This window comes from Dactylosporangium sp. CS-033363 (genome assembly GCF_050942475.1).
Classification (GTDB): domain Bacteria; phylum Actinomycetota; class Actinomycetes; order Mycobacteriales; family Micromonosporaceae; genus Dactylosporangium.
Genome location: NZ_CP192032.1, coordinates 26,834 through 49,885 on the forward strand (window position 1 = coordinate 26,834; position 23,052 = coordinate 49,885).

General features: G+C 70.2%; 20 protein-coding genes. 9 read left to right on the plus strand and 11 right to left on the minus strand.

What is annotated here, in order from left to right:
- Positions 1-62 precede the first annotated feature (62 nt).
- The 4 genes from ACQPZ4_RS00155 to ACQPZ4_RS00170 all read right to left on the minus strand — a co-directional run bounded on the left by ACQPZ4_RS00155 (position 63) and on the right by ACQPZ4_RS00170 (position 3,152).
- Positions 63-1,505: an AlbA family DNA-binding domain-containing protein gene (locus ACQPZ4_RS00155; protein ID WP_433054265.1), complete on the minus strand. Its 1,443-nt coding sequence runs from the start codon at positions 1,503-1,505 to the stop codon at positions 63-65.
- Between the two features lie 140 nt (positions 1,506-1,645).
- Positions 1,646-1,930: a hypothetical protein gene (locus tag ACQPZ4_RS00160; RefSeq protein WP_433054269.1), complete on the minus strand. Its 285-nt coding sequence runs from the start codon at positions 1,928-1,930 to the stop codon at positions 1,646-1,648.
- A gap of 830 nt (positions 1,931-2,760) precedes the next feature.
- Complete coding sequence (locus tag ACQPZ4_RS00165) at positions 2,761-3,012, minus strand: helix-turn-helix domain-containing protein (protein ID WP_433054272.1); 252 nt, start codon at positions 3,010-3,012, stop codon at positions 2,761-2,763.
- The gene (locus ACQPZ4_RS00170) at positions 2,958-3,152 is read right to left on the minus strand and encodes a hypothetical protein (protein ID WP_433054275.1); all 195 of its coding nucleotides are present in this window, start codon (positions 3,150-3,152) and stop codon (positions 2,958-2,960) included. The genes ACQPZ4_RS00165 and ACQPZ4_RS00170 overlap by 55 nt, the downstream gene beginning before the upstream one ends.
- A 111-nt stretch (positions 3,153-3,263) precedes the next feature.
- Between ACQPZ4_RS00170 and ACQPZ4_RS00175 the strand changes: the two genes are divergently transcribed.
- Entirely contained in the window at positions 3,264-3,689 is a 426-nt protein-coding gene (locus tag ACQPZ4_RS00175) for a CBS domain-containing protein (RefSeq protein ID WP_433054278.1), read from the plus strand.
- Positions 3,690-3,803: 114 nt separating this feature from the next.
- Here the strand turns inward: ACQPZ4_RS00175 and ACQPZ4_RS00180 are convergent, their stop codons facing one another.
- Entirely contained in the window at positions 3,804-4,379 is a 576-nt protein-coding gene (locus tag ACQPZ4_RS00180) for a GNAT family N-acetyltransferase (RefSeq protein WP_433054281.1), read from the minus strand.
- A 24-nt stretch (positions 4,380-4,403) separates the two neighbouring features.
- Between ACQPZ4_RS00180 and ACQPZ4_RS00185 the strand changes: the two genes are divergently transcribed.
- Positions 4,404-4,817, plus strand: coding sequence for a SufE family protein (locus ACQPZ4_RS00185; protein ID WP_433067121.1), 414 nt, complete (start codon positions 4,404-4,406; stop codon positions 4,815-4,817).
- On the opposite strand, the gene ACQPZ4_RS00190 is transcribed toward ACQPZ4_RS00185, so the two are convergent.
- The 3 genes from ACQPZ4_RS00190 to ACQPZ4_RS00200 form a co-directional block, all read right to left on the minus strand.
- A complete protein-coding gene (locus ACQPZ4_RS00190) occupies positions 4,792-5,334 on the minus strand; it encodes a YbaK/EbsC family protein (RefSeq protein ID WP_433067123.1) in 543 nt (180 codons plus the stop codon). The two genes, ACQPZ4_RS00185 and ACQPZ4_RS00190, sit on opposite strands and share 26 nt — an antisense overlap.
- Entirely contained in the window at positions 5,331-7,055 is a 1,725-nt protein-coding gene (locus ACQPZ4_RS00195; protein WP_433054284.1) for a substrate-binding domain-containing protein, read from the minus strand. Before ACQPZ4_RS00195 ends, ACQPZ4_RS00190 begins: the two co-directional genes overlap by 4 nt.
- A gap of 130 nt (positions 7,056-7,185) precedes the next feature.
- The gene (locus ACQPZ4_RS00200) at positions 7,186-7,911 is read right to left on the minus strand and encodes an arginase family protein (protein ID WP_433054287.1); all 726 of its coding nucleotides are present in this window, start codon (positions 7,909-7,911) and stop codon (positions 7,186-7,188) included.
- Between the two features lie 145 nt (positions 7,912-8,056).
- Between ACQPZ4_RS00200 and ACQPZ4_RS00205 the strand changes: the two genes are divergently transcribed.
- The gene (locus ACQPZ4_RS00205; protein ID WP_433054290.1) at positions 8,057-8,827 is read left to right on the plus strand and encodes an SGNH/GDSL hydrolase family protein; all 771 of its coding nucleotides are present in this window, start codon (positions 8,057-8,059) and stop codon (positions 8,825-8,827) included.
- A gap of 899 nt (positions 8,828-9,726) precedes the next feature.
- Positions 9,727-10,617: a sulfurtransferase gene (locus tag ACQPZ4_RS00210; RefSeq protein WP_433054293.1), complete on the plus strand. Its 891-nt coding sequence runs from the start codon at positions 9,727-9,729 to the stop codon at positions 10,615-10,617.
- A gap of 40 nt (positions 10,618-10,657) precedes the next feature.
- Here the strand turns inward: ACQPZ4_RS00210 and ACQPZ4_RS00215 are convergent, their stop codons facing one another.
- The 3 genes from ACQPZ4_RS00215 to ACQPZ4_RS00225 all read right to left on the minus strand — a co-directional run bounded on the left by ACQPZ4_RS00215 (position 10,658) and on the right by ACQPZ4_RS00225 (position 15,078).
- Positions 10,658-11,608 (minus strand): hypothetical protein, encoded by a 951-nt coding sequence (locus tag ACQPZ4_RS00215; RefSeq protein WP_433054296.1) that lies wholly within the window; start codon positions 11,606-11,608, stop codon positions 10,658-10,660.
- The gene (locus ACQPZ4_RS00220) at positions 11,598-14,000 is read right to left on the minus strand and encodes a glycosyltransferase (RefSeq protein ID WP_433054299.1); all 2,403 of its coding nucleotides are present in this window, start codon (positions 13,998-14,000) and stop codon (positions 11,598-11,600) included. The genes ACQPZ4_RS00215 and ACQPZ4_RS00220 overlap by 11 nt, the downstream gene beginning before the upstream one ends.
- 208 nt (positions 14,001-14,208) lie before the next feature.
- Positions 14,209-15,078: an ADP-ribosylglycohydrolase family protein gene (locus ACQPZ4_RS00225; protein ID WP_433067126.1), complete on the minus strand. Its 870-nt coding sequence runs from the start codon at positions 15,076-15,078 to the stop codon at positions 14,209-14,211.
- 78 nt (positions 15,079-15,156) lie between these two features.
- Here ACQPZ4_RS00225 and ACQPZ4_RS00230 point away from each other — a divergent pair, with 78 nt between their 5' ends.
- The 5 genes from ACQPZ4_RS00230 to ACQPZ4_RS00250 all read left to right on the plus strand — a co-directional run bounded on the left by ACQPZ4_RS00230 (position 15,157) and on the right by ACQPZ4_RS00250 (position 22,930).
- Entirely contained in the window at positions 15,157-16,932 is a 1,776-nt protein-coding gene (locus ACQPZ4_RS00230; RefSeq protein WP_433054302.1) for an HSP90 family protein, read from the plus strand.
- Positions 16,922-19,735 carry a hypothetical protein gene (locus ACQPZ4_RS00235; protein ID WP_433054305.1) on the plus strand — a complete coding sequence of 938 codons (2,814 nt, stop codon included), beginning with the start codon at positions 16,922-16,924 and terminating at the stop codon, positions 19,733-19,735. The genes ACQPZ4_RS00230 and ACQPZ4_RS00235 overlap by 11 nt, the downstream gene beginning before the upstream one ends.
- A 168-nt stretch (positions 19,736-19,903) precedes the next feature.
- A complete protein-coding gene (locus ACQPZ4_RS00240; RefSeq protein WP_433054308.1) occupies positions 19,904-20,533 on the plus strand; it encodes a TetR/AcrR family transcriptional regulator in 630 nt (209 codons plus the stop codon).
- A gap of 148 nt (positions 20,534-20,681) precedes the next feature.
- Entirely contained in the window at positions 20,682-22,031 is a 1,350-nt protein-coding gene (locus tag ACQPZ4_RS00245) for an acetyl-CoA carboxylase biotin carboxylase subunit (protein ID WP_433054311.1), read from the plus strand.
- Positions 22,028-22,930, plus strand: a complete 903-nt coding sequence (locus ACQPZ4_RS00250) for a hydroxymethylglutaryl-CoA lyase (protein WP_433054314.1) — start codon at positions 22,028-22,030, stop codon at positions 22,928-22,930. The genes ACQPZ4_RS00245 and ACQPZ4_RS00250 overlap by 4 nt, the downstream gene beginning before the upstream one ends.
- Positions 22,931-23,052 lie beyond the last annotated feature (122 nt).

A 23,052-nucleotide genomic window follows, 5' to 3' on the forward strand; every position in this document is an offset into this window, starting at 1 on the left:
TGGCTATCGCTGCCGGGAATTGAGCACACCTGGTGTAGGCGCTGCTAGCCTCCCTGCCGGTTTCAGCCGCCGCCGAATCCCATCGCGATCTCGGGCAGCGTCGCGGGCATCGTGCTTGCCCCACGCCGGACGTAGAACCTCGGTTCTTGCAGGCCGCAGGCGTGCCACTGCGTATCGGCAACAACTTCAATCGCCAGAACGTGGCGACCTTCGTGCTCAATCCAACGCATGGCGTAGGGCGGTTCTGGAGTTACGTTGGTCCGGATCGCGTTGGTGATGGCCACGGCGACCTTGTCTCTGTCTGCGGGTGGGATGCCGACGACCGAGCCCTCATCGTTGACTCCTACCAAGATGGTGCCGGAGTTCCAGGACGCGAACGCCGCAACAGTACGCATCGCCTTCCGTCTCGTGGACTCCTCGCGAAGGCTTTCCTTGAACTCCACGTGCTGACCTTCACCACCTGCGATGAGTAGTTCAAGTTCAGCTCCGGGTTGTTCCCACTCTATGGAGTCGTCGCGCGTACCGGGCGTGAGGTCACCGAAGTAGCGGTAGTCGAGCCACCGATCACTCGTCCGCAGGCACAGTATCGTGTGGGCAGGCAAGCTCTCGCGTAGCCGGAACGTCGCTGTGCCTTGCTTGCCGATCGGACGCTGCTCATGCGACGTCGGGCTGGAAAGTTCGATGGATGTTCCTGCAAGGCCACTACCCTTCACGCGCACGACAAGCTTCGTCGGCGTGATCTTTACGCGATGTATCCATGCTTTCTGCTCGTGCCGAACGATCCGCCAGGCCGGCCGGGAGCTCACCATCCGGGAAGCAGCTGCGTCGAAGAAGGCACTTACGGCCGCATCCGCGCTGAGGAAGGTCGGACCATCGCCAACGAGAAGACCTTGCTGAGCGGTTGCGGGCGTTTGGAGGTGGCTAATCCGCCATTCGGTACGTGGCCAGGGAGTCACTAGGTCATGACGGCGCTGCTGGCCCGGAAGGCGCTCGGCGAGCGCGTTGGACGTCGTCTTTGGTGGGAGGACTGTGACTCCGTCGACATCCTCCTGTTTGCCACCCACCAGCAGCGCCGCAATTGGGCCAGGAACCTCGCGTTCGATGTAGAGGTTGCTGGCGTATCGCCAGGTCCGGAATGCCGTCTTCTCTGGGCGGTCGATAACGACCTCACCCCATGCAACTTCCCAGTCCAGGTCGCGGGAGACCAGAGCCAGCCGAAGGGACACGGTTGGAACCTCTGCGATCATGAACGCGAGGTCTGCAACGTCGATGGAATCATGATCGACCACGTGGATCTCCCTTCGAGTCGCTTGCGAACGAGCTTGGCAAGCTGCAGGACGGCCAGGGCCCACGTTTAACAACGAGTAGCAGGTCGAGCATGTTCCCGGACGGAAAGTACAGCAACCGATCGCACCGAGTCCGTCCATGCCGAAGCTGAAACTGTTGTACAGCAACCAATCCGGCTTCACGAACTGCGTCGCCATTAATCCCTTGCCAGTGGACATGAAAGCCGGGTTAGCTCAAGGTGGACCCCACACGGACAACTGGTTCTCGTTCGGGCGCCTCAAGTCTGCCGCCCGACCATAAGGCGCGGTGAGTGTTGGATACGGTTTGAAACACTTAAACGGGCTTACTCGCCCTATTCCTAGGCGCTTTGGATGCCATACGTAGCTAGTCCATATCCGTCGCCCTTGTTGTGGACGGTCGGGTAGACGTCCGTACCGCGAACCTCATATACAGGTAGACCGAAGCTATCGCGCTTGTTGTGGACGGTCGGGTAGACGTCCGTACCGCGAATCTCATATACAGGTAGACCGAAGCTATCGCGCTTGTTGTGGACGGTCGGGTAGACGTCCGTACCGCGAATCTCATATACGGGAAGACCCAAGCTATCGCGCTTGTTGTGGACGGTCGGATACCAGACGGTCATTCTGCATGCCTTCTTCCATTGATGGTGCTAGTGCTTGGGTCGCCGCAGGGTGATCTGAGGTTCGTTGCGGTTACTATCGGATGGCCGCACCGTAGCCCGGAGAGTACTACAGCGCTATGATCTGGTGTTGATGTGTTGAGCTACCGCGAGGTCGTCGTAGTTTCGACCGTTGCCGTTTCGCCTCCGCCGGGGAAACTTAGACTCCGTGCACTGCGACCGAACGGCGATTGCTCGGGTGTGCGCAACCCGGCTTGCTTGGTCGTTATTGAGCACGCCATGCTGGGCTGCTTCGATCATGTCGTAAAAGTCTCACTACAGGAGTGCCGGACCGTGACTCGCTCAAGATCGTCCGGTAAGAATCTGGTAAGCCCGACGATGGCGACTCTCGTCAAACGTTAGCAATCGATGAGAGCGTTCGACCTGGTGGAGCGCGCGATCCGTCGGATTTGGGTGATCTTCAGCTGGCTCGGCGGGTTAGGGGTTCGAGTCCCCTCGCTTCCACCGTCGATGGGCGCACCCTGCTCACAGGGCTGCGCCCTGTTCGCCGTTGCGACGGCGGATTCCCCGCTCGCAGGCTCGCTCCCCCCGTGGGGGGTTCCCACCCCACACCCCCCATGCCTCGGCGTTCGCCATTGGCACTGGATCGCTGGCGCTCCCAGATCTATGGGGGTTGCTCCCCGTGGTGGCTTACCCGCCATCGCGCGCGGGCAGCAGTCGTGACGACGATGTTTGCTGATGTCGGTCCGCGAGTCGCTGAGGCCGTTGTCCTGTTGTGGGCGCTACGACGGCATGGAGCCGTCGCTGTTGGAGCCTGCGCCTTACTCCCTCCGTCACGGGTCCAGGTAGTCCTCGTCGGAGACGCCGGCGATGGCGGCCAGGTCTGCCGCCGGTACGCCCAGTGCTTCGGCGAGGTGTTTGATGAGGTCGGGGTGGGGTCTGCGGCCACTGGAGCGCAATCCGTGGACGGTCGACGTCGACAGGCCTGCTCCTCGGGCCAGGTCGTGCACCGTGTTCTGGCGGTTGGCCATCAAGGCGTGCAGCAGCGGGCCGAACGGATGCGGGTCCGGGAGTCGGGGTTCCACCACGGCAGGTCGTCCAGCAGCTCGTTGAGGAACGGGATCAAGGGCGTCAGGTCGGCCCGCTCCGGGTGCTGGCCGATGCTGGGCCAGTCGGTGAGTGCCGCGAGCACTGCGGGGCTCAGCACCCGGCCGTCGGACTTCATCAGGTGAGTCTCCCTGTGAACCCTCGGCGTCGAGCGCGCCGATCGCCTTGATCGTTAAGAGAATCGTGAGCTGGGTAACAGATCAGCATCGAAGGTCGGGAGGTCTTGGCGATGACGATGCAGACAGTCCGGGATGTGATGACCACCAACGTGGTCTACCTGCCGAGTGAGACCACGCTCGCCGAGGCGGCGCGCACCATGCGCGAGCAGGATATCGGGGATGTGGTCGTGGCGGACGGGCCGGAACTCAGCGGGCTCGTGACGGACCGGGACATCGTTGTGCGCGCGGTTGCCGAGCGGTGCGACCCCGCGGCCACGACGATCGGGGAGATTCTCACCAAGGATCTGGTCACGGTGCGGCCGGAGGACTCGATCCACTCGGCGGCGCTGCTCATGCGGGATCAGGCCGTACGACGGGTGCTGGTCTGCGATGACAACAACGGGCTCGTGGGGATCGTGTCGATCGGTGACCTCGCGGAGGAGATCGATCCCGACTCGGTCCTGGGTGGGATCAGCAAGGCTCAGCCCAACAACTGAAGCAAGGCTCAGCCCAACAACTGAAGCAAGGCTCAGCCCAACAACTGAAGACAGGCTCAGCCCAACAACTGAAGACAGCGCAAAAAGCAACAGCAACAGCACGCGCGCCTTGGCTCAGTCAGAGTCGAGGCGCGCGTGTACGTGCATGTCGTGCCACCCGTCCGCGTGCAGCAGCGACGCCCGCTGGACGCCCTCGAACAAAAAGCCGGCGGCGGCAGCGACGCGGCACGAGGCGGGGTTCTCCACCGAGTGCCGGACCTCGAGCCGGTGCAGGCCCAGCGTTCCGAACGCCCACGTCGACATGGCAGCGAGAGCCCGCGGGGCGATGCGCCGGCCGCGGAAGGCGGGCAGCACCCAGTACGAAACCTCGGCCTGTCCATCGATGAGTTGCAGGGAACGCAGCGAGATCTGTCCCGCCACCTCCTCGCCGTCCGTGGTGATGGCCCAGCCGGCGCGCGATTCGGTGCGCCAATGTTCCGGCCAGGTCGCGAGCCAGGCGGCGGCCTCGTCGTCGGTCATCGCGCGGCAGTGCCAGCGCTGGATGGCCGGGTCGGAGTAGCCGGCGACGACGGCGGGGTGATCGGCCAGCCGCCAGGGGCGCAGGACCAGCCCGTCGTCGGCGGCGAGGGTGGGCTGCGACAGGGCGGCGAGGCTGCCGGGGGCAAGCACGTCCGAGATCAGTTTCGGCACAGCGGGTACGTTAGCAACGTGGAGATGCCTGGCAAGCTGGCCGCGATCGTGGAGGAGTTCGCCTCCGCGCCGCGGGACGTGGTGCTCGAGATGCTGCTGGAATTTTCCGACGCGGTGCCGCCGCTGCCGGCCGAGTTCGCCGAGCACGCGGGCATGGAGCAGGTGCCGGAGTGCCAGACGCCGTTCTTCCTCAAGGCCGAGGTTTCGCAGCAGAAGACCGTTCGCCTGTACTTCGACTGCCCGCCCGAGTCGCCCACGACGCGCGCGTTCGCGGGGATTCTGAGTGAGGGGCTCGAGGGGGCGACGGTCGACGAGGTGCTGGCCGTACCGAATGATCTGTATCAGCGCATGGGACTGGCGCAGGCGATCAGCCCGTTGCGGGTGCGGGGCGGCACGGCGATCCTGGCGCGGCTCAAGCGTCAGGTGTCAGAGGGCTAGCCAGGCCCTCGACGACCGTGGCCCCGGGCAGTGCGGCGAGCACCGAACCGGGCAGCACGATCTTGCTGCCGCGGATGCCGCTGCCGATCACCGCGGCGTCCACGGACGGCACGCGCGCGTCGATGTAGATCGGCCAGTCGGCGGGCAGGCCGATCGGGGTGATGCCGCCGTACTCCATCCCGGAAATGCCCACCGCGTCGTCCATCGGCGCGAAGCTCGCCTTGCGCGTGCCCAGCAGCCGTCGCACGGCTCCGTTCACGTCGGCGCGGGTGGTCGCCAGGATCACGCACGCGGCATAGACGCCGGCCGGCTTGCCCACGACGATCACGCAGTTGGCCGACTGCTCCAGGGTCACGTCATAGGCCGCGCAGAAGGCCGCCGTGTCCGCCAGTTCAGGATCAATTGCCGCCACTTGTACCGTCTGAGCTCCGTCGAGGGCCGCCAGTGCGGCGCGGACGGGCGGGGCGAGCAGCGCGGGCGCGTCGAGCGCCGGCGTGAGATCGAGTTTCAAGATCAGCGTCCGTCGTCCAGGGCCAGGGCCTTCATGAAGATCTCCCCGATCTTGGAGGGGTCGGGGGCGATGAAGACCGCGCCGCCGGTCGCGTCGACGATGCGCTGCATCTCGTTCTGGTTCACCTCGGAGCCGACGCCGATGACGATGATCTGCACCGGCTGGTCCTGGCGCTCGGCCTCGCCCAGCGCGCTGACCAGCGCGTCGAGCGACAGCCCGCTCGGGTCGTTGTTCCGTCCTCCGGTGACCACCACGACCGAGTTGCCGCGCCCGGAGTCCCAGCCCTGCTGCACCTTCTGGTAGGCGGCGAGGATCGTGTCGTACAAGCCGCTCCCGCCCTTGGGGTTCGGCTTGAGGCCTCCGAGCGCGCCGCGTAACTGGTCGCGCTGGGTCGTGAGCGGGCCGATCGGGACCAGTTCCTGGTAGTCGTGGCCGCCGGCCATGGCCGTGGAGAAGCACCACAGCCCGACGGCCCACGAGTCGGGCAACAGGTCCAGGCCACCCTGGGCGGCCTGGACGGCGACCTGCTCCTTGGTCAGCCCGCCGGCGGTGGGCACCGGCGTCTTCATCGCCGCCGACACGTCCACCACCGCGAGCATGCGTGACGGCTGCGTGATCTCGACCCACATCTGCAGGGCCTTGGAGATCACCTGCGGGTCCGGCACCGGGGTGACCTGCCCGCCGGGCGGCGCGCTCGGGCTCAGCGTCATGCCGGTCCCGACCGTGCCGTCGTTGGCGCGCAGCTGGTGCTGGGCCAGGAGATTGCGGAACGAGGCCCCGGTGAGCTGCTGGCGGAACGCGTCGGCGGCGGCCTCGCGGTCCGGGGCCAGCCGGGGCATCGCCGCGTACGGGAAGTCCAGGGCGATCGGGGCCGGATCCGGGTACACCGCGATGAGCGGCACGGCCGGTCCGGCGGCGTTGTAGGCGTGCAGGGCCTGCTCCGACAGCGGCGCCAGGGTCACCGCGGTGGACAGGGTCTTGGGGTCGGCGTCCCGGGGGAAGCGCCCGATCAGGCCGGACTGCTGCTCGGTCTTGCCGGACATCAGCGACTTCACGGCGCCGACGGTGAGCGAGTCGCCCGACGGTCCGAACTGGTCGCGCACGGAGGCCATCGCGACCAGCGTCGAGACGCCGACGGAGTCGCGCTGGGGGTCGACGACCCCGGGTACGACCTGGGAGTTGCCGACGATCTGCTCGAGCACCTGCTTCCAGGTGACCTTGTTCTCCACCCAGCCGAGCTGCTTCGCGGTCGGCTCGGGCACGGCCAGCACGATGGGGCTGCGGGCCAGGGAGGGCGAGGCCAGCGTGACCAGGTCCTCGCGGGCGGCGCGCATGCGCTGGATCCAGATGGACGAGTCGGGGATCCAGACCTGCGGCACCTGCGTCTTGCCGTCGGCCTGGCCCACGCCGGGCACGGTGGCCCCGCTCTCGCCGGCGATGGCCGCGGCGACCTCGCTGGAGGCGACCGGGACCACGTCGACCGAGACACACTCGTCGTTGACGCGCGGCTCGGTCTTGGTCCACCGGGCGGCGACGTCCTTGATGACCGGCGCGATCTCCGGGCTGGCGGCGATGGACAGGCGCACCGTCCCCGCGCAGCCCGCCGTCGACATGGCGCGGTACCCGCCGTAGACGGCACCGATGGCGACGAGGGGAAGGATCATGCCGGCCGCGAGGGCGACGAACCCGTTGCTCCTCAGGTCCGCAGCCCGATGCCGTCCTCTCACAGCTACCAATATTCCCTAGTTAACCGGTTTTTGGGTCACGCGTTCGGCCAATCGTGAAGGTGTTTCGCGGGCGACGAATACGGTCTGCTTTTGTGCGATTACCTTGGGTTGGAAACTCTGTGGGTTTGCTTTAGAGACTCTTAGTAAGCGCGGCGATCAAATTCCGCCGTTGTGCATTCCCACCGTCCGGCCGCCAGGTGCAGGCGACGTCGAGCCCGGCCACGCGCCCGGTCGCGACCAGGCTCTGCACCGCGGCGAGCAGCGCGCTCGCCGTCGGTCCCCCATCGACCGGATACATCAACCCGGGCAGCTCCGCGGGGTCCACCACGTCCAGATCCACGTGGACCAGAAACTTACCGTCCGGGGGTCGAATTGTATTGATGTCGTACCGCGAGAGCCTAGCTCCGGCGAGATATTCGACCTCGGCGGGATCGAGGTCCCGCGCGCCGGCGAGCACCGCCCGTTCCTCGGCCACGGCGCGCAGTCCGAGCCGGGTGGCGATCAGCTCGGGCCGGTACCCGACCAGCAGGCGCAACGGCATCCCGCCGATGTACCCGGACGTCGTCGTCTCCAGCGTCTGCACATCGCCGTGCGCGTCGAACCACACCACCCCGACGTCCTGCCCGGCCCGCTGCAGCCCGGCCACGCTCGCCAGCGAGACCGTGCAGTCGCCGGACACCACGACCGGCTTGTCCGTTGCCGCGACCGCGTCGGCGACGTTGTCGTACAGGGCGGCCAGCCGCGCCCAGATGTCCCCGTCGGGCAGCTGTGCGGTGATGGTGACGTCCGGCTCGGCGGAAAGGTCGGCCTCCAGCCCCACGAGCCGCTCGTCGAGGTGGTACGGCACGAACAGCATGGGCCAGAGATTAGCTCTGTACACAGCTTTATCCACAAGTCCACAGGGGCTGGTGAGAAGTGTGGTGTGGAGCAAAGTCGCTTTCCCCCGTGCAGGGCCCCTGACAGGATGCGAAACGGGCAGAACAACGGGGAGGACAGACACTGTGGGGCAGTGGGCAAGTTTCGTGGCGGTCGGTGACAGTTTCACCGAGGGACTGGACGATCCGCGGCCGGACGGCAAGGGCTACCGCGGCTGGGCTGACCTGGTCGCCGGCGTGCTGGCGGCGGACCAGCCGGACTTCAAGTACGCGAACCTGGCCGTACGCGGCCGCCTCTTCGACAACATCGCCGCCGAGCAGGTCCCCCTGGCCGTCGCCATGAAGCCGGACCTGATCAGCTTCGCCGGCGGCGGCAACGACGCGCTGCGCCGCAACTGGGAACACGACGCGCTGATCGACCGCTTCGACCGGACAATCGCAAAGTTGCGCGCGACGGGCGCCGACCTGGTGATGTTCCGCTGGGCCGACATGACCGGCCGCATGCCGGGCGGCAAGATGCTCCGCCCCCGCGTCGACCTGTTCAACAACGCCATCGAGTCGGTGGGCCAGAAGCACGGCGCGCACGTGGTGAGCCTGTGGGACGACCCGGAGTTCGCGAACCCCCGACTGTGGGGCATCGACCGCCTGCACCTCTCACCGTCCGGCCACAAGCGCGTGGCGGCGCACGTCCTGACCAAGCTGGGCGTCACGTGCGACGCCGATTGGCTGGCGGCGCCGGCGCCGCCGGAGGAGCTGTCCTGGGTCTCCCGCAAGGCCGCGGACGCCATGTGGGCCACACACCACTTGGCCCCATGGGTGAAGCGCCGCCTGACCGGCAAGTCCTCCGGCGACATGGTCACCGCGAAGCGACCGGAGCTGGCCCCACTGACGGACTGACGCTCGGCGAGCTGCTGCTCCACGGGAGGCCGGCGGGCCAGGCAGGTACCAAGCCGGGAGAACGCCCTGACAGCCCCTCACAGCAAGGCGTCCCCGCGTAGCCTCAATATGCCGCGGTCAAGGTGACCAGCGGGGCTTGAAATCCCTGTCAGGCGGGTTCGATTCCCGTGCGGTCCACGGAGCTGGCCCCGTTCTCGACGGGGCCAGCTTCTTGATCTGGTACAGCCAAATTCGGCAACGGGCTGCGCGTCCACTGTGCACACCCGACACGGGAATCCATTCACGGATCGGACGTGGTCCCGCGAGTGGGGGAAATGGCGGGAGAAGGCCAACTGGCCGAACAGCGAGGATGCCGGTTTCCACGCGCTGCGGCACATCGCCGGCCCCCGACCGCGCTACGCGCGACACCGGGCAGGCACGACCGTGCGCAAGGTTCGGCGCGGTCGGGCCAGCATTCGCGATGATGGTCCACACGCTGACGCAGCGCATCGGCGAGGCAGGGGCTTGGCGTGCGAATGATGCCGGCATGACGAGCACCCGAAAGGAACATGGGGCGTAGGTCCTCCGCGGCCGTGCGGGCCGCTGGGCCGTATCCGCGACTGGAGCGGCCCGTCCGGATGTTGCCCGGCCTCTCGCCCCGAGGTGTGGCCGCCGTCGTCCGAATCGGGCGCGAGCGACTCTGGCCCGGCGCCGTCCGTGGAGTGGTCGACGCCTGGGCGGTGTTCCTGCGTGATCCGTACCACCGGCTCTTCGACAACAGCTGCGGGTGTGGCCGGCTCGAGCGCTGCCCCGACCCCGCAGAGCTGCGCTGCCTAGGGATGATGCGCGGAAGTTGAGCCGGCGGCTGAGCATCCTCGACGAGCAATGGTGATCTCGGTGGGCGGGCTAGGGTCGGAACTATGGCTGTTGCATCCGATCCAGCGCCGGATCTCGAGGCGTACGCGCACCCGGAGCGGCTCGTCACCACCGCGTGGCTGGCTGAGCATCTCGGTGACGCCGGGCTCGTCGTGGTCGAGTCCGACGAGGACGTGCTGCTGTACGACACCGGGCACATTCCCGGGGCGATCAAGGTCGACTGGCACACCGAGCTCAACGACCAGGTCACCCGCGACTACCTCGACGCCGAAGGCTTTGCCGCGCTGTGTGGCGCCAAGGGCATCGGCGCCGATGACACGATCGTGTTCTACGGGGACAACTTCAACTGGTGGGCCACCTACGCGCTGTGGGTGTTCTCCCTGTTCGGGCACCGGGACGTGCGCATTCTCGACGGCGGGCGGGCCAAGTGGGTCGCCGAGGGGCGGGACATGACCCGTGAGGCGCCGAAGCGCGAGACCACCGACTACCCGGTGGTGGATCGCGACGACACGCGCATCCGGGCGTTCCGGGAGGACGTGCTCGAGCACATCAAGGCGGGGCGGCCGCTGGTGGATGTGCGGTCGCCGGGGGAGTACTCGGGCGAGCTGCTGCACATGCCGGACTACCCGCAGGAGGGGGCGCTCCGCGGCGGGCACATCCCGGGGGCGGTCAGCAAGCCGTGGAAGCAGGCGGCCCGCGATGACGGGTCGTTCAAGCCGGCCGACGAGCTGCGCAAGATCTACGCGGGCGAACTCAAGCTCAGTACCGACGACGACATCGTGGCGTACTGCCGGATCGGGGAGCGGTCGTCGCACACCTGGTTCGTGCTGACGCACCTGCTGGGCTACGAGCACGTGCGCAACTACGACGGGTCGTGGACCGAGTGGGGCAACCTCGTGCGGGTGCCCGTGGTCAAGGGCACTTCCCCAAAGTAAGCGAAGAGGGGGCCCGCGAGCGGGCCCCCTCCAGCAACAGCTACTCGTCCTCGGGTGGCAGCGAGACCAGGTAGTCGACGACCTCCGAGAACCGGGCGCTCGCCATCGCCACGGTGAGGTCGGCCGCGCCGTAGTACATGCGCAGCTCGTCGCGCGCCTCGTCGTGGACGAGGCCGGTCGGGAAGACCACGTTGGGGACGTCGCCCACCCGTTCGTAGTCGGCGTCCGGGCCGAGGACCCAGCTCGGGGTACGACGGATGACCTTGGTCGGGTCGTCCAGGTCGAGCATGACCAGGCCGACCCGGTAGATCGACGTCGCGACCATCTGCTTCACGCCGTGGTACACCACGAGCCAGCCGTGCGGGGTCTCGATCGGCGGCGGGCCCATGCCGATCCGGGTGGCGTCCCACCAGGGGCCGGAGCGCGACTGCATCACCGGTTCTGGTGTCGTCCAGGAGCGCAGGTCCTTGGACTTGGACAGCCACACGTCGGCCCGGGCGGAGAGCACCGAGACGGGCCGGTGGAAGAGCACGAAGTCGTCGCCGATCCGGCGTGGCAGCAGCGACGCGTTCTTGTCCTCCGGCGGCATGACGACGCCGAGGGACTCGACGGTCTGGAAGTCCTCGGTCCTGGCCAGGGCCACGCAGGGGCCGCCGGGCCCGTACGCCGTGTAGGCGATCACGTAGCCCCCGAGCTCCTCGACGTAGGTGACCCGCGGGTCCTCCACGCCCCAGCAGCTGTGGGCGTCGGTCGGGTCGTCGGCGATGAGCGGCTTGCCCTCGACGACCCAGTCGGTGCGCCCGTTCTTGCTCCGGGCGACGGTCAGGTGGGAGATGCCCCGGCGGTCCTCGATCCGGCAGAGCAGGACCGTGTCGCCGTTGTGCATGGCGGCACCGGGGTTGAAGACACTGTTGATCGGATACGGCCAGTCCCCGGCGCCGAGCAGGGGATTGGTGGGTTCCCGGTGGAACAGCTCCGCATCAAAGTGCATCGGAATGGTCCTCCGTGTTGCGCAGGCGGGGCGGTGAGGCGGTCGCGCTGAAGCCGGCCGACGCCCGCCCGACCACTCGGCCCTTGTTGGTGGGCTTGGTGAGCGTGGTCGTGGGCAGGGAGGTCGGGACCGGAGCCGTGGGCTGCACAGGGTGCGGCAGCGCGGCCAGACCGGCCCTGAGGAGGCTGAGGAGCGCTTGGTAATAGGCTAGCGTGGACTCGGCCCCTTGGTTCCCATTTGGCTCAGTGGCAGACAAACCGTCATGGCAGGCCCCGGTGGCGTCGACGTACATCCGGGCACCGGCCCGGTTGCGCCCGAGGAACCAGGCGTAGGCCCAGCCGGCCAGCCGCGCGTGGTGCGGGTCGGCCGTGTGCTGCCAGGCGTCCACGAGCGCCTCGGTCACCGCGGCGGCGTCCAGCGGCTGCTCGTCGCCGTCGTCGGCCACCCACATCGCCGTGGGCTCGCCCTGGTGGTGCCACTTGTTGCCCACGCAGCGCAGGGTGCCGTCGGCCAGGCCCACGTGCTGGACGTACCAGTCGAGGGCGGCCAGGGCCCGCGTGGCCACGGCGTCGTCCTCCAGCAGGGCCGCGCCCAGGAGCATGGCCTGTGGGAGACGGGCGTTGTCGTACGTCAGTTCCGTCTCGAACCAGCGCCAGGCCGGGTCGGTCGCCGAGGTCTCGGTGAGCGCCTCGTCCAGCCGGGTGAGCAGCGGGGCGGCCTGGTCGGTGCGGCCGGCGCGGGCCAGGCCGATGAGGGCGTACGCCGCGGAGCGCAGCCCGAGGCCGGCCAGTGATTCAGTGCGCGGGCCGAGCTCGTCCAGCAGGGCGGCGGCCGGGCGGCGGATGTCGTCCGGAACCGCCGGGGTGCCGACGAGCACGCCGAGCGCCCACACGGTACGGCCGACGTGATCGCCCATGTGCGGCCAGTCCTGCCAGGTCCCGCCGTAGCTCAGCACGTTGTGCATGGCCCCGGAGGGATCGTAGGCGGCGGTCAGGAACCGGATCGACTGCCGCAGCCAGCGGGTCGCCGCCGCGGTCTGCTTCGTGTCCGTGCCGACCGCGAGCAGGTCGGCCGCGACGATGGCCAGCCGGGCCACGTCGTCGACGCAGTAGCCGGAGGTCGCGTCCGGGTTCGGGCCGCGGGCGAACTGGATGATCCCGATCTCGTCGGTGAGGCGGATGAGGTGATCGAGGTTGAGCGGCGGCGCGGCGGCCGTCGCGTGGCCCGGGCGGGCGGTGGCCGCCTCGGCCTGGCGCACGACGTCGGCGACGAGGTCGGCCTCGCGCGCCGCGACCGCCGGCCAGGGCAGCCAGGACGCGCACGCCTCGGCGACCGCCTTGGCCGCGGCGAGGGCCCGGTTGTCGCTGAGCAGGTCGATGATCTCGGCCGCGAGGGCGGCCCCGTCGCCGATCGGCACCACGCGCCCGGCCCCGCCGGCCAGCATGTCCTCGGCGTAGCTGTACGCCGTGGAGACCGCGGGCAGGCCGGCGCCCAGGGCGAAGGTGAGCGCGCCGGAGCAGATCTGCTCGGGCTGGCGGTACGGCGTCACGAACAGCGTGCTCGCGTGCAGGATCGCGGACAGCTCGTCGAGGGCCAGGAAGGCGTCGACGAAGTGCACGTTGTCGGCCAGGCCGAGCTGGCGGACCTGCTCGTGCAGGCTGTCGCGGTAGATCTCGCCCTCCTGGCGCTTGATCTCCGGGTGGGTGGTGCCGGCCACGATGTACTGCGCGTCCGGATGCTTGCGCACCACCTCGGCGAGCGAGTCGATCGCGATGTCGATGCCCTTGCCCTTGCCCAGCAGCCCGAAGGTCGTGAGCGTCGGCTTGCCCCGCACCTTGTCCAGCAGCTCGCGCAGCTCGGGCCGCAGCGTGGCCACCTCGGGCGGGCGGCGCATCGCGTCCGGGGCGCCGTGCGGGACCACCACGAGCTGGTGGCCGGCGGCGATGCCGGTGCGGATGGCGACGCGGCGCGCGGTCTCGGTGAAGACCGTGACGCGGGCGGCCCGGGCGCACAGGGCGCGCAGCGTGGCGGCCTGGCCGGGCGACGGGTGCGGGAGCACGGTGTGCAGCGTCAGCAGGTACGGGATGCCGCACGCGTTGAGCGCGCGGGTGAGCTCCAGCAGGTGCGAGCCGTCCGGCCCGCCGAAGATCCCGTACTCGTGCTGGATCAGCACGACCTGGACGCCCTCCTCGCGCAGGACGCGGGCCGCCGACGAGTAGTCCTCGATGCGGTCCTGGGTGATGGTGGCGACGACCTCGTCGCCGTAGGTGAGCCCGTCACGGTCGATGGCCACGACGACTGATTCCAGATCGTCGGTGGCGACACCCAGTGCCTCGCGCAGGTCCGCGGTGTAGGTCGCGAGACCGCATTGGCGGGGCAGATAGGTCGACACGATACCGAGTCGATAGGTCGCGGCAGGGTGTGGCATGAGCACATTGTTACCCCGGGCGAGTCCGAAAAACCTTCATTCGCCGGGATGAGGGACCCCCTGGTCGAACGTCCCGCTGCAGCTCATGCCCGATTTCACCCGTGCGGTGTCAGCGACAATGGTCAATCTGTTGCATTTGCCTGCGCAACAGCCTATTGCTCACGTACTGTGACTATGGACTCTGAAACCAATCTGGCAGCGGTTCACGGGCGACGATCCATTCGGCAGGAATGCCACCGGTACCGGTCCGGGCCGCCACGATCCCGCCGGCGATCGCGCACAGCGTGTCGACGTCGCCGCCGGCCAGTACACAGGCCTCCAGCGCCTTCGGGTAGTCCTCCAGATGCCCCGCCGCGACCCACAGCGCGAACGGCACCGTGTCCTGCGCGAGCGCGTGCGAGCCGTTGCCGAGCTCGGCGGCGGCCGCCCGCGGGTCGGTCTCCGGCGCGATCCGGGTGGCCCGGCCGATCCCGTCGCGCACGTCGGACGGCGGCAGGTGGTGCAGCACCAGGCGGAGCAGGCCGGTCGGGCTCGGGTCGGCGGCGGCGTACGCGGCGGCCAGGGCGACCGCGACCGCGCCGGCCACGCCCTCGGGGTGCCGGTGGGTCACCTCGGCCGACAGCACCGCCTGGCGGGCGGCGAGATCCGGATCGGCGGAGAAGAAGGCGCCCAGCGGCGCGACCCGCATCGCGGCCCCGTTGCCGGCCGAACCGCGCCCGGAGAACAGCGCCCCCGCGGCCGAGCGCCACGGCACCCCGTCGGCGATGCTCGTGAGCAACGTGCGAGCGCCGCGGCCGTACCCGCGGTCGGCGCTCCAGCGCCGCGCGAACGCGAGGGCCAGCTGGCCCTGGTCGACCTCGCCGTCGCGATGGAGCGCCTGCAGCAGCGTGCAGGCCATCTCCGTGTCGTCGGTCCAGCGCCACGGCCCGGGCCGAAGGGCGAAGACAGGATCCTGCTGCATCTCGTACGGGGCACCGAGCGCGTCCCCGACGGAGAGGCCGGTCAGGCTCGCGGCGGCGGCGTCACGATTCACCGCCAGAATGTACCGGGCGCACTGAAGTCGATCACCGTGGTGGAAACCGGGGCGGGAAATGTCGTACCCACGCGGTAGGTTGCCCGCGTGGATCGGACGTTCCAAGTAGACCTCCGCGGCATCGTCGACCTGCTCAGCCATCACCTCTACGCGAGCCCCCGGGTCTATGTCCGGGAGCTGCTGCAGAACGCCGTCGACGCGATCACGGCCCGGCGCGCCGCCGACCCGACGGCGCCCGCGGCGATCAGCGTCGAGCCGCCCGACGTGACCGGCGACGGCACGCTGCGGGTCACCGACACCGGCATCGGCCTCACCGAGGACCAGGTGCACCAGTTCCTCGCCACCATCGGGCGCAGCTCGAAGCGGGACGACCTCGGCTTCGCCCGGCACGACTTTCTCGGGCAGTTCGGCATCGGGCTGCTCTCCTGCTTCCTCGTCGCCGACGAGATCCGGGTGCTGACCCGGGCGGAGAACGGGCCGGCCGTGCTGTGGCGCGGCTACGCCGACGGGCGCTACAGCGTCGAGACCGGCGGGCACCACCGCGCCCAGGTCGGCACGACGGTGACGCTCGTGCCGCGCCGCGACGCCGAGGACTGGCTGCAGCGCCGGACCGTGGCCGGGCTGGCGTCGCTCTACGGCTCGCTGCTGCCCTTCCGGGTCGAGGTCGGCGGGGTGCCGATCAGCGGCGAGGGGCTGCCTTGGGCGCCGGGGGGAGCGGCGCGGCGGGAGAGGCTCAGCGAGTACTGCCGAGAGCTCTTCGGCTTTGTGCCCTTCGACGTGATCGACCTGGCGGTGCCGGAATCCGGGCTCACCGGGGTCGCGTTCGTGCTGCCCACGCCGGCCAACCCGGCGGCGCGGGCCGGGCACCGGGTCTATCTCAAGCGGATGCTGCTGGCGGAGGGGGCCGAGGGGGTCCTGCCGCCGTGGGCGTTCTTCGCGCGCGTCGTGATCGACGCCGGCGAGCTGCGCCCGACCGCGAGCCGGGAGGCGCTCTACGAGGACTCGCTGCTGGAGGCGACCCGCGAGGCCCTCGGCGACCAGCTGCGCGGCTGGCTGATGCAGCTGGCCGGGCGCAACCCGCGGCGGCTGGGCGAGTTCCTCGACGTGCACCACCTCGGGGTCAAGGCGCTGGCGCTGCACGACGACGAGATGCTGCGGCTGGTCGACCGCTGGTGGCCGATGGAGACCAACACGGGCCGGATGACGCTCGCGGACTTCCGGGCGCAACACGGCCTGATCCGGTACTCCTCCCAGCTCGACGAGTTCCGCCAGATCGGCGCGGTCGCGGCGGCGCAGGGGCTGCCGCTGGTCAACGCCGGCTACATCTACGACACCGAGATCATCGAGCGGCTCCCGCAGGTCGAGCCGGGCGCGCTGATCGAAAAGGTCGAGCCGGGCGACCTGACCACCGCCTTCGACGCCCTCGAGCCGGAGGTGGAGCTGGCCAAGCGGCCGTTCCTGCAGCTGGCCCAGCGGGCGCTGGACCGCCTCGGCTGCGAGGTGGTGCTGCGGGCCTACGATCCGGCCGCGGTGCCCGCGATGTACCTGACCAGCCGGTCGGCCGCGTTCGCGGCCGAGCTGCGGGCCACCCGCGAGCGGGTCGACGACGTGTGGGCCGACGTGCTCGACGCCCTCGCCCGCACCGACGAGCAGGACCGCTCCCAGCTGGTGCTGAACTACCGCAACCCGCTCGTGCGGCGGGTCACCGAGATCCCCGACGCGGACCTGGTCCGGCTCGCCGTCGAGGGCCTCTACGGCCAGGCCCTGCTGCTGGGTCACCATCCGCTGCGGCCGGCCGACGCCGCGCTGCTCAACGGCTCGTTCCTGGGCCTGCTCAACAAGGCGGTCGGACATGAAGAGTGAAGAGGAGCTGTGGTCGCTGCTCCGCGAGGCGTACCACATGCCCTACGGCGGCGCCCAGATCGCGCTGGTCGAGCAGGTCATGCAGCACGCCGACGCGGGCGGCCACCAGGAGCTGCAGCTGGCCTCGCGGCTGTTCGCGACCACGGCCTACGTGCACGGCGGCGAGACGGCGAAGTCGTTCGTCACGTTCTCGTGGTGCCGCTCGGAGTACGACGCGCACCCGGAGCGCTTCGACGAGCAGGACGAGCACATGCTGCTCTGGCACTTCAAGTACATGGTGAACGGCCTGCTGAAGTTCCCGGCCGTGCCGCTCGGGCGCACCTATGACGTGCTCGACGACATGGAGCGCCGGTTCCGGGCGGGCGGGCACAGCCTGCACGCCGTCTACGCGTACCGCTACCAGGTCGCCGCGCACGTGGGCGACGAGTCGGCCGACGAGTGGTACGCGAAATGGAGCGCCGAGCCCCGCGACCAGAACTCCGACTGCGCCGGCTGCGACCCGGGCGAGAAGGTCGACCACCTGGTCAGCCGGGGCCGCGACGAGGAGGCGGTGGCGATGGCCGCGCCGGTCCTGGCCGGCCGGCTGACCTGCGTCGAGCAGCCGCAGTCGATCCTGACCTCGCTGATGGTGCCCTACGTGCGGACCGGGCGGCTGAGCGAGGCGGCCGACGCGCACCGGCAGGCCTACCGGCGGCTGCGCGGCAACCTCGCCGACATGCAGAGCATCGCCGACCACATCGAGTTCTGCGCGCGGACCGGCAACGAGACCCGCGGGCTGGAGATCGTCCAGCGGCACCTGCCGTGGCTGGAGCGCTCGCCCAACCCGCAGGCGGAGATGTGGTTCGCGGCCGCGTCGGCGCTGCTGCTCGGCCGGCTCGACCCGGCCCTGCCGCTGGGCGCCACGACCGCGGGTGAGCTCGCCGGCCGGCTGGCCGCGCGGGCCCGCGAGTGGGCGGCCAAGTTCGACGAGCGCAACGGCTCCGACGCGATCTCGGCGCGGATCGAGGCGCTGCTGGCCGCGCCGCCGCTGGCCGAGCACCTGCCGCTGAGCGCGGTCGCCCGGCGCACCCAGGCCGCGACCCCGTCCGGCGCGCCCGGGACCGTGCCGGCGGCCGAGCTGCCGACCGAGGCCGGGGCGCTGATGGATCGGGCGTGGGAGCTGTACGACGAGCACCGGGTCGACGCCGTTGAGGCCGCGTTCGCCCGGTTCGACGAGCTGTTCCCGGAGCCGCCGGCCGAGCTGGCCGTGCGCCGCCTCGACGGGCAGGCCCGGCTCACCGCCATCCGCAACGACGGCGGGCCCGACGCCGAGGCCCTGTTCCGGCAGACCGCGGAGCTGCACCGGGCCCTCGGCCACGAGGTCAAGGCCCTGGCCGCGGAGTCCCGCAGCGTGCTGGCCCGCGAGGCCGACGACGACATGCTGGCCGAGCTCGACGCGCTGACCCGGCGCATCGTGGCCCACCCGGACGCCGACCCCGACCTGCGGGCCGAGGCGCGGCTGCGGGCCGAGGGCGCGCTCATGCGGCTGGACCGGCCCGAGGACGCGCTGCTCGCGATCGACGCGGCCCTCGCCGAGCAGCCGGCCAAGCCCACCCTGCTGGCCGAGCTGGCCTCCCGCCGCTCCCGGGCGCTGCTGGTGATGGAGCGCTACGACGAGGCGGTGGTCGCGGCGGAGGACTCGCTGGCGCAGTACGCGGTGCTGGGCACCCCGCCGGCCGCCGGGATCCCGGCCCTGATCCGCGCCCACGCGCTGGGCAACCTGGAGCGCTTCGACGACGCCACGGCCGGCTTCGACCAGGCCCTGGTGCTGGCCTCGGACCGCAGCTACCGGCTCTCGGCGCTGGTCGGCCGGGCCCGCTCCCGGCTGGCCGCCGACCGCGCGACGGACGCCATCGACGACCTGGTCGAGGCGGTGGCCGACCACGTGGCCCACGGCGAGGACCTGCCGGCCGCGCTGCTGCGCTACGACCTGGCCACGGCGTACCACGCGGCGGGCCAGCCGACCGACGCCGCCGAGGCCGCGGAGAGCTCGCTGGACGCCCTGGACCGCGCGGGCGCCCAGGACCAGGCCGACCAGACCCGCTACCTGCTCTCCCGGGTCTACCGCGAGCTGGGCGAGCTCGACCTGGCCCTGGGCCTGCTGGAGACCCTGGCCACCAACCTGGACGGCTTCGACAACCTGCCGGCCCGCGGCCGCATGCTGCAGGAGGCGGGGCAGCTGCTCTACGAGGCCGACCGCGACGGCCAGGCCGCCGAGCGCTTCCTGGCGGCGGCGGACGCGTACCGGGCGGCCCGCGCGGACGGCGCGGACCTGGCGCTGATCCAGGCCGAGATGTACACCCGACGGCTGCGGGCGCTGTCGCTGCGCTGGGCGGGGGAGATCGAGCCCGCGCTGTCGGCCCTGGCCGAGGCCGACGCGCTGGCCGCTTCCCTGGACGGCCTGGCCGACCCGGCCGAGCCCTGGGTGATCTGGCAGCGCGCCATGCTGAACTGCGACGCCGCCCGGATCTACATCGGGGCCGCCCGGCTGGACGAGGCGGCGACCCGCTCGTCGGCCGCGGCGGACGCCCTGCGCTCGATCGGCTCGCTGAGCGACGCGCTGGACGCCGACTTCCTGCACGCGGAGACGCTGATGCGCGCGGGCGACCCGGCGGCGGCCGAGGCGCGGCTCCGGTCGGTGCTGGGCGCGGTGCCGCGGGGGTCGCAGCTGGAGCAGAACTCGGCCTGGATGCTGGCCGAGTCGCTCGAGGCGCAGGGCCGCTCCGAGGAGGCCGAGCAGATCCGGGGGCGCTACCTGGCATGACGCAGGAGCAGCCAGGCTTCTCGGTACCCATTTTTCGCTCGACAGGTCACAAATAGGACGGGTCGTGAGGGGGAGGCGGAGGGTGACCCCGTGTGGAGAACGGCGGCCGGGCGTGCTTAGCTTAACGAGCGTTCAGTGGCAGGCTTGACACGAGGATAGGCTTTTGGCATGACGCTGGAACGGCAAGCCGTACGACCGCCCGCTCAGTCCCGCGGGGCCGGGCCCGCAGGTCAGCAGCCTCGGCGGCGTTCGCGGCGGGACGAGATTCTCGAGATCGCCGTCGGGCTGTTCGCCGCGCGGGGCTATCACGGTGTGTCCATGGACGACATCGGGGCGGCGGCCGGCGTGACCGGGCCGGCGCTGTACCACCACTTCGCCGGCAAGGAGGCCATGCTCGCCGCGGCGCTGATCCCGGTCAGCGAGCAGCTGCTGGCGGGCGGCAAGGCGCACATCGCCGACGCCGGTCAGGACCCCCGGGCCGCGCTCGCCGCGCTGGTCGACTTCCACGTCGAGTTCGCGCTGGCCAATCCGGCCGTCATCGCGCTGCACCTGCACGAGCTCGACCGGCTGCCCGAGGAGCCGCGCCGGCAGATCCGCCGGCTGCAGCGGCTCTACGTCGAGGAGTGGGTCAGCACGCTGACCACGCTGCGCAGCGAGCTCAACGACGGGGAGGCCCGCGTCCTCGCGCACGCCGCGTTCGGTCTCATGAACTCGACGCCGTTCCTCGGCGGCGAGGTCGACCGCACCCGCCGGGCCGAGCTGCTGCGCGCCGCGACCCTCTCAGCGCTGCAGGGATGATCGCGGCGCTACGAAGAAGTGAACGCCGGACGAACCGGCGGCCAAGCTAGGCAGTGATGGCCGTCACCGTGGTGAGCTGGGAAAACAAAGTTATCCACAGGCCCTCAGCATTCCTTTCCACAGAGTTGTCCACAGGAGAAAATCCTCAATGTTGAGGTCGTTGCTCGTTGCCAACCGCGGTGAGATCGCGCGCCGGGTCATCAGGACCGCTCGGCGGCTGAACATCAGGACCATCGCGGTGTACTCCGAGGCCGATGCGCTCCTGCCGTACGTCGCCGAGGCCGACGAGGCCGTGGCCATCGGGCCCGCCAACCCGGTGCAGTCGTACCGCAACACCGAGGCCATCCTCACCGCCGCGAAGTCGACCGGCGCCGAGGCGATCCACCCGGGGTACGGGTTCCTGTCGGAGAACGCCGCCTTCGCCCGCGCGGTTGTGGACAACGGCCTGATCTGGGTCGGCCCCGGCGCCGACGCGATCGCGGCCATGGGCGACAAGATCAACGCGCGCAACCTGATGGCGGCGGCCGGGGTCCCGGTGGCGCCCGGCACGACCGACCCGGCGACCAGTGCCGATGCGGCCCTGCAGGCGGCGGCGGAGATCGGCTTCCCGGTCATGGTCAAGGCGGCGGCCGGCGGCGGGGGCATGGGCATGGCGGTCGCCGACGACGCCGACGGGCTGCGCGCCGAGTACGACAAGGTGCGCGCCTTCGCCGAGCGCATGTTCGGCGACGGTTCCGTGCTGATCGAGCGCTACTTCCCGCGGGTCAGGCACATCGAAGTACAAATTCTGGGGTTGGCCGACGGGCGGGTCGTGGCGCTGGGTGAGCGGGAGTGCTCCGTGCAGCGCCGCAACCAGAAGCTCGTCGAGGAGACCCCCTCACCGGCGCTCACCCCGCAGCAGCGGGCGGACCTGCTCGGCGCGGCCGTGCGGGCCGGGGAGGCGGTCGGCTATCGCAACGCCGGCACCGTCGAGTGCCTGTTCGACCCGACCACCGGCCAGTTCTTCTTCCTGGAGATGAACACGCGGCTGCAGGTCGAGCACCCGATCACCGAGGCCGTCTTCGGCGTCGACCTGGTCGAGCAGCAGCTGCGGGTGGCCTCCGGGCTGGCCCCGACGTTCGACCCGGACGCGCTCACGGTCACCGGGCACGCGATCGAGGTGCGGGTCAACGCCGAGGACCCCAAGCGCTTCCTGCCGGGGCCGGGCGCGATCACGACCTGGACCGAGCCGACGGGCGACGGGGTGCGGGTCGACGCGGGGTACACGAACGGGAACACGGTCACCCCCAGCTACGACTCGCTCATGGCCAAGCTGGTCGTGCACGGCACCGATCGGGCCGATGCCATCGCGCGGCTGCGGCGGGCGGTCGCGGACTTCCAGATCGTCGGGCCGAAGGTGAACCTGCCGTTCTTCACCGAGCTGCTGGACAACCCCGAGTTCCTGTCCGGCGACTACGACACGGGGATCGTGGGCCGCATGCGGGAGGTCAAGCGATGACGTTCCTGTCCATCCGCGAGGTCGGGCCGCGCGACGGCCTGCAGAACGAGGACCCGGTCCCGGCCGACGACAAGGTCCGGCTGCTCGACGCGCTCTCCGGCACCGGGGTCGGCCGGATCGAGGCGGTCTCGTTCGTCCACCCGAAGGCGATCCCGCAGATGGCCGACGCCGGCGAGGTGTGGGAGCGGGCCAAGAAGAACCCCGCCGTCCGGTACAGCGCGCTGGTGCCCAACACCAAGGGCGCCGAACGCGCGCTCGCCGCCGGGTTCACCGAGATCGAGGTCGTCGTCTCCGCGTCCGACACCCACAACCGGCGCAACGTGAACCGGTCCACCGACGAGTCCCTCGACGACATCGCCGGCCTGATCGACCTGCTGCACCGGGGCGGGGCGAGCGCCGAGGTGATCATCGCGACCAGCTTCGGCTGCCCGTTCGAGGGCGACATCGACCCGGCCCGGGTCGCGGGGATCGTCGACCGGGTGGTGGCCGACGGCGCCGACCGGGTCGCGTTCGGCGACACCACCGGGATGGGCACGCCGCGGCGGGTCGAGGACGTGGTCGGGCCGGTCCGCGAGCGCCACCCGGACCTGCCGCTGCTGCTGCACTTCCACAACACCCGCGGTACCGCCCTGGCCAACATCCTCACCGCGCTGCGCCTCGGGGTGACGGAGTTCGACGCCAGCATCGGCGGGCTGGGCGGGTGCCCGTACGCGCCGGGGGCCACCGGGAACGTGGCCACCGAGGAGGTCGTGCACATGCTGCACGACATGGGGTACGAGACCGGAATCGACCTGGGGGAGCTGCTGGAGGCCGGTCGCCTCGCCCAGCAGATCGTGGGCCGGGAGCTGCCGTCGGGGGTCCTGAAAGCGGGCCCGAGAGTCCCGCTGGCAAAAAGCTGAGAATCCACCTCTGAGGCTTGTGTCCGATTCGCCCGGTGTTGTGGCGTGTCCCCGGCCAGGGCGGTTCGTTGCTCAGTACGGAAAGAGTCACATGTGGGGCGTATGCCCGACATGAACCGTAC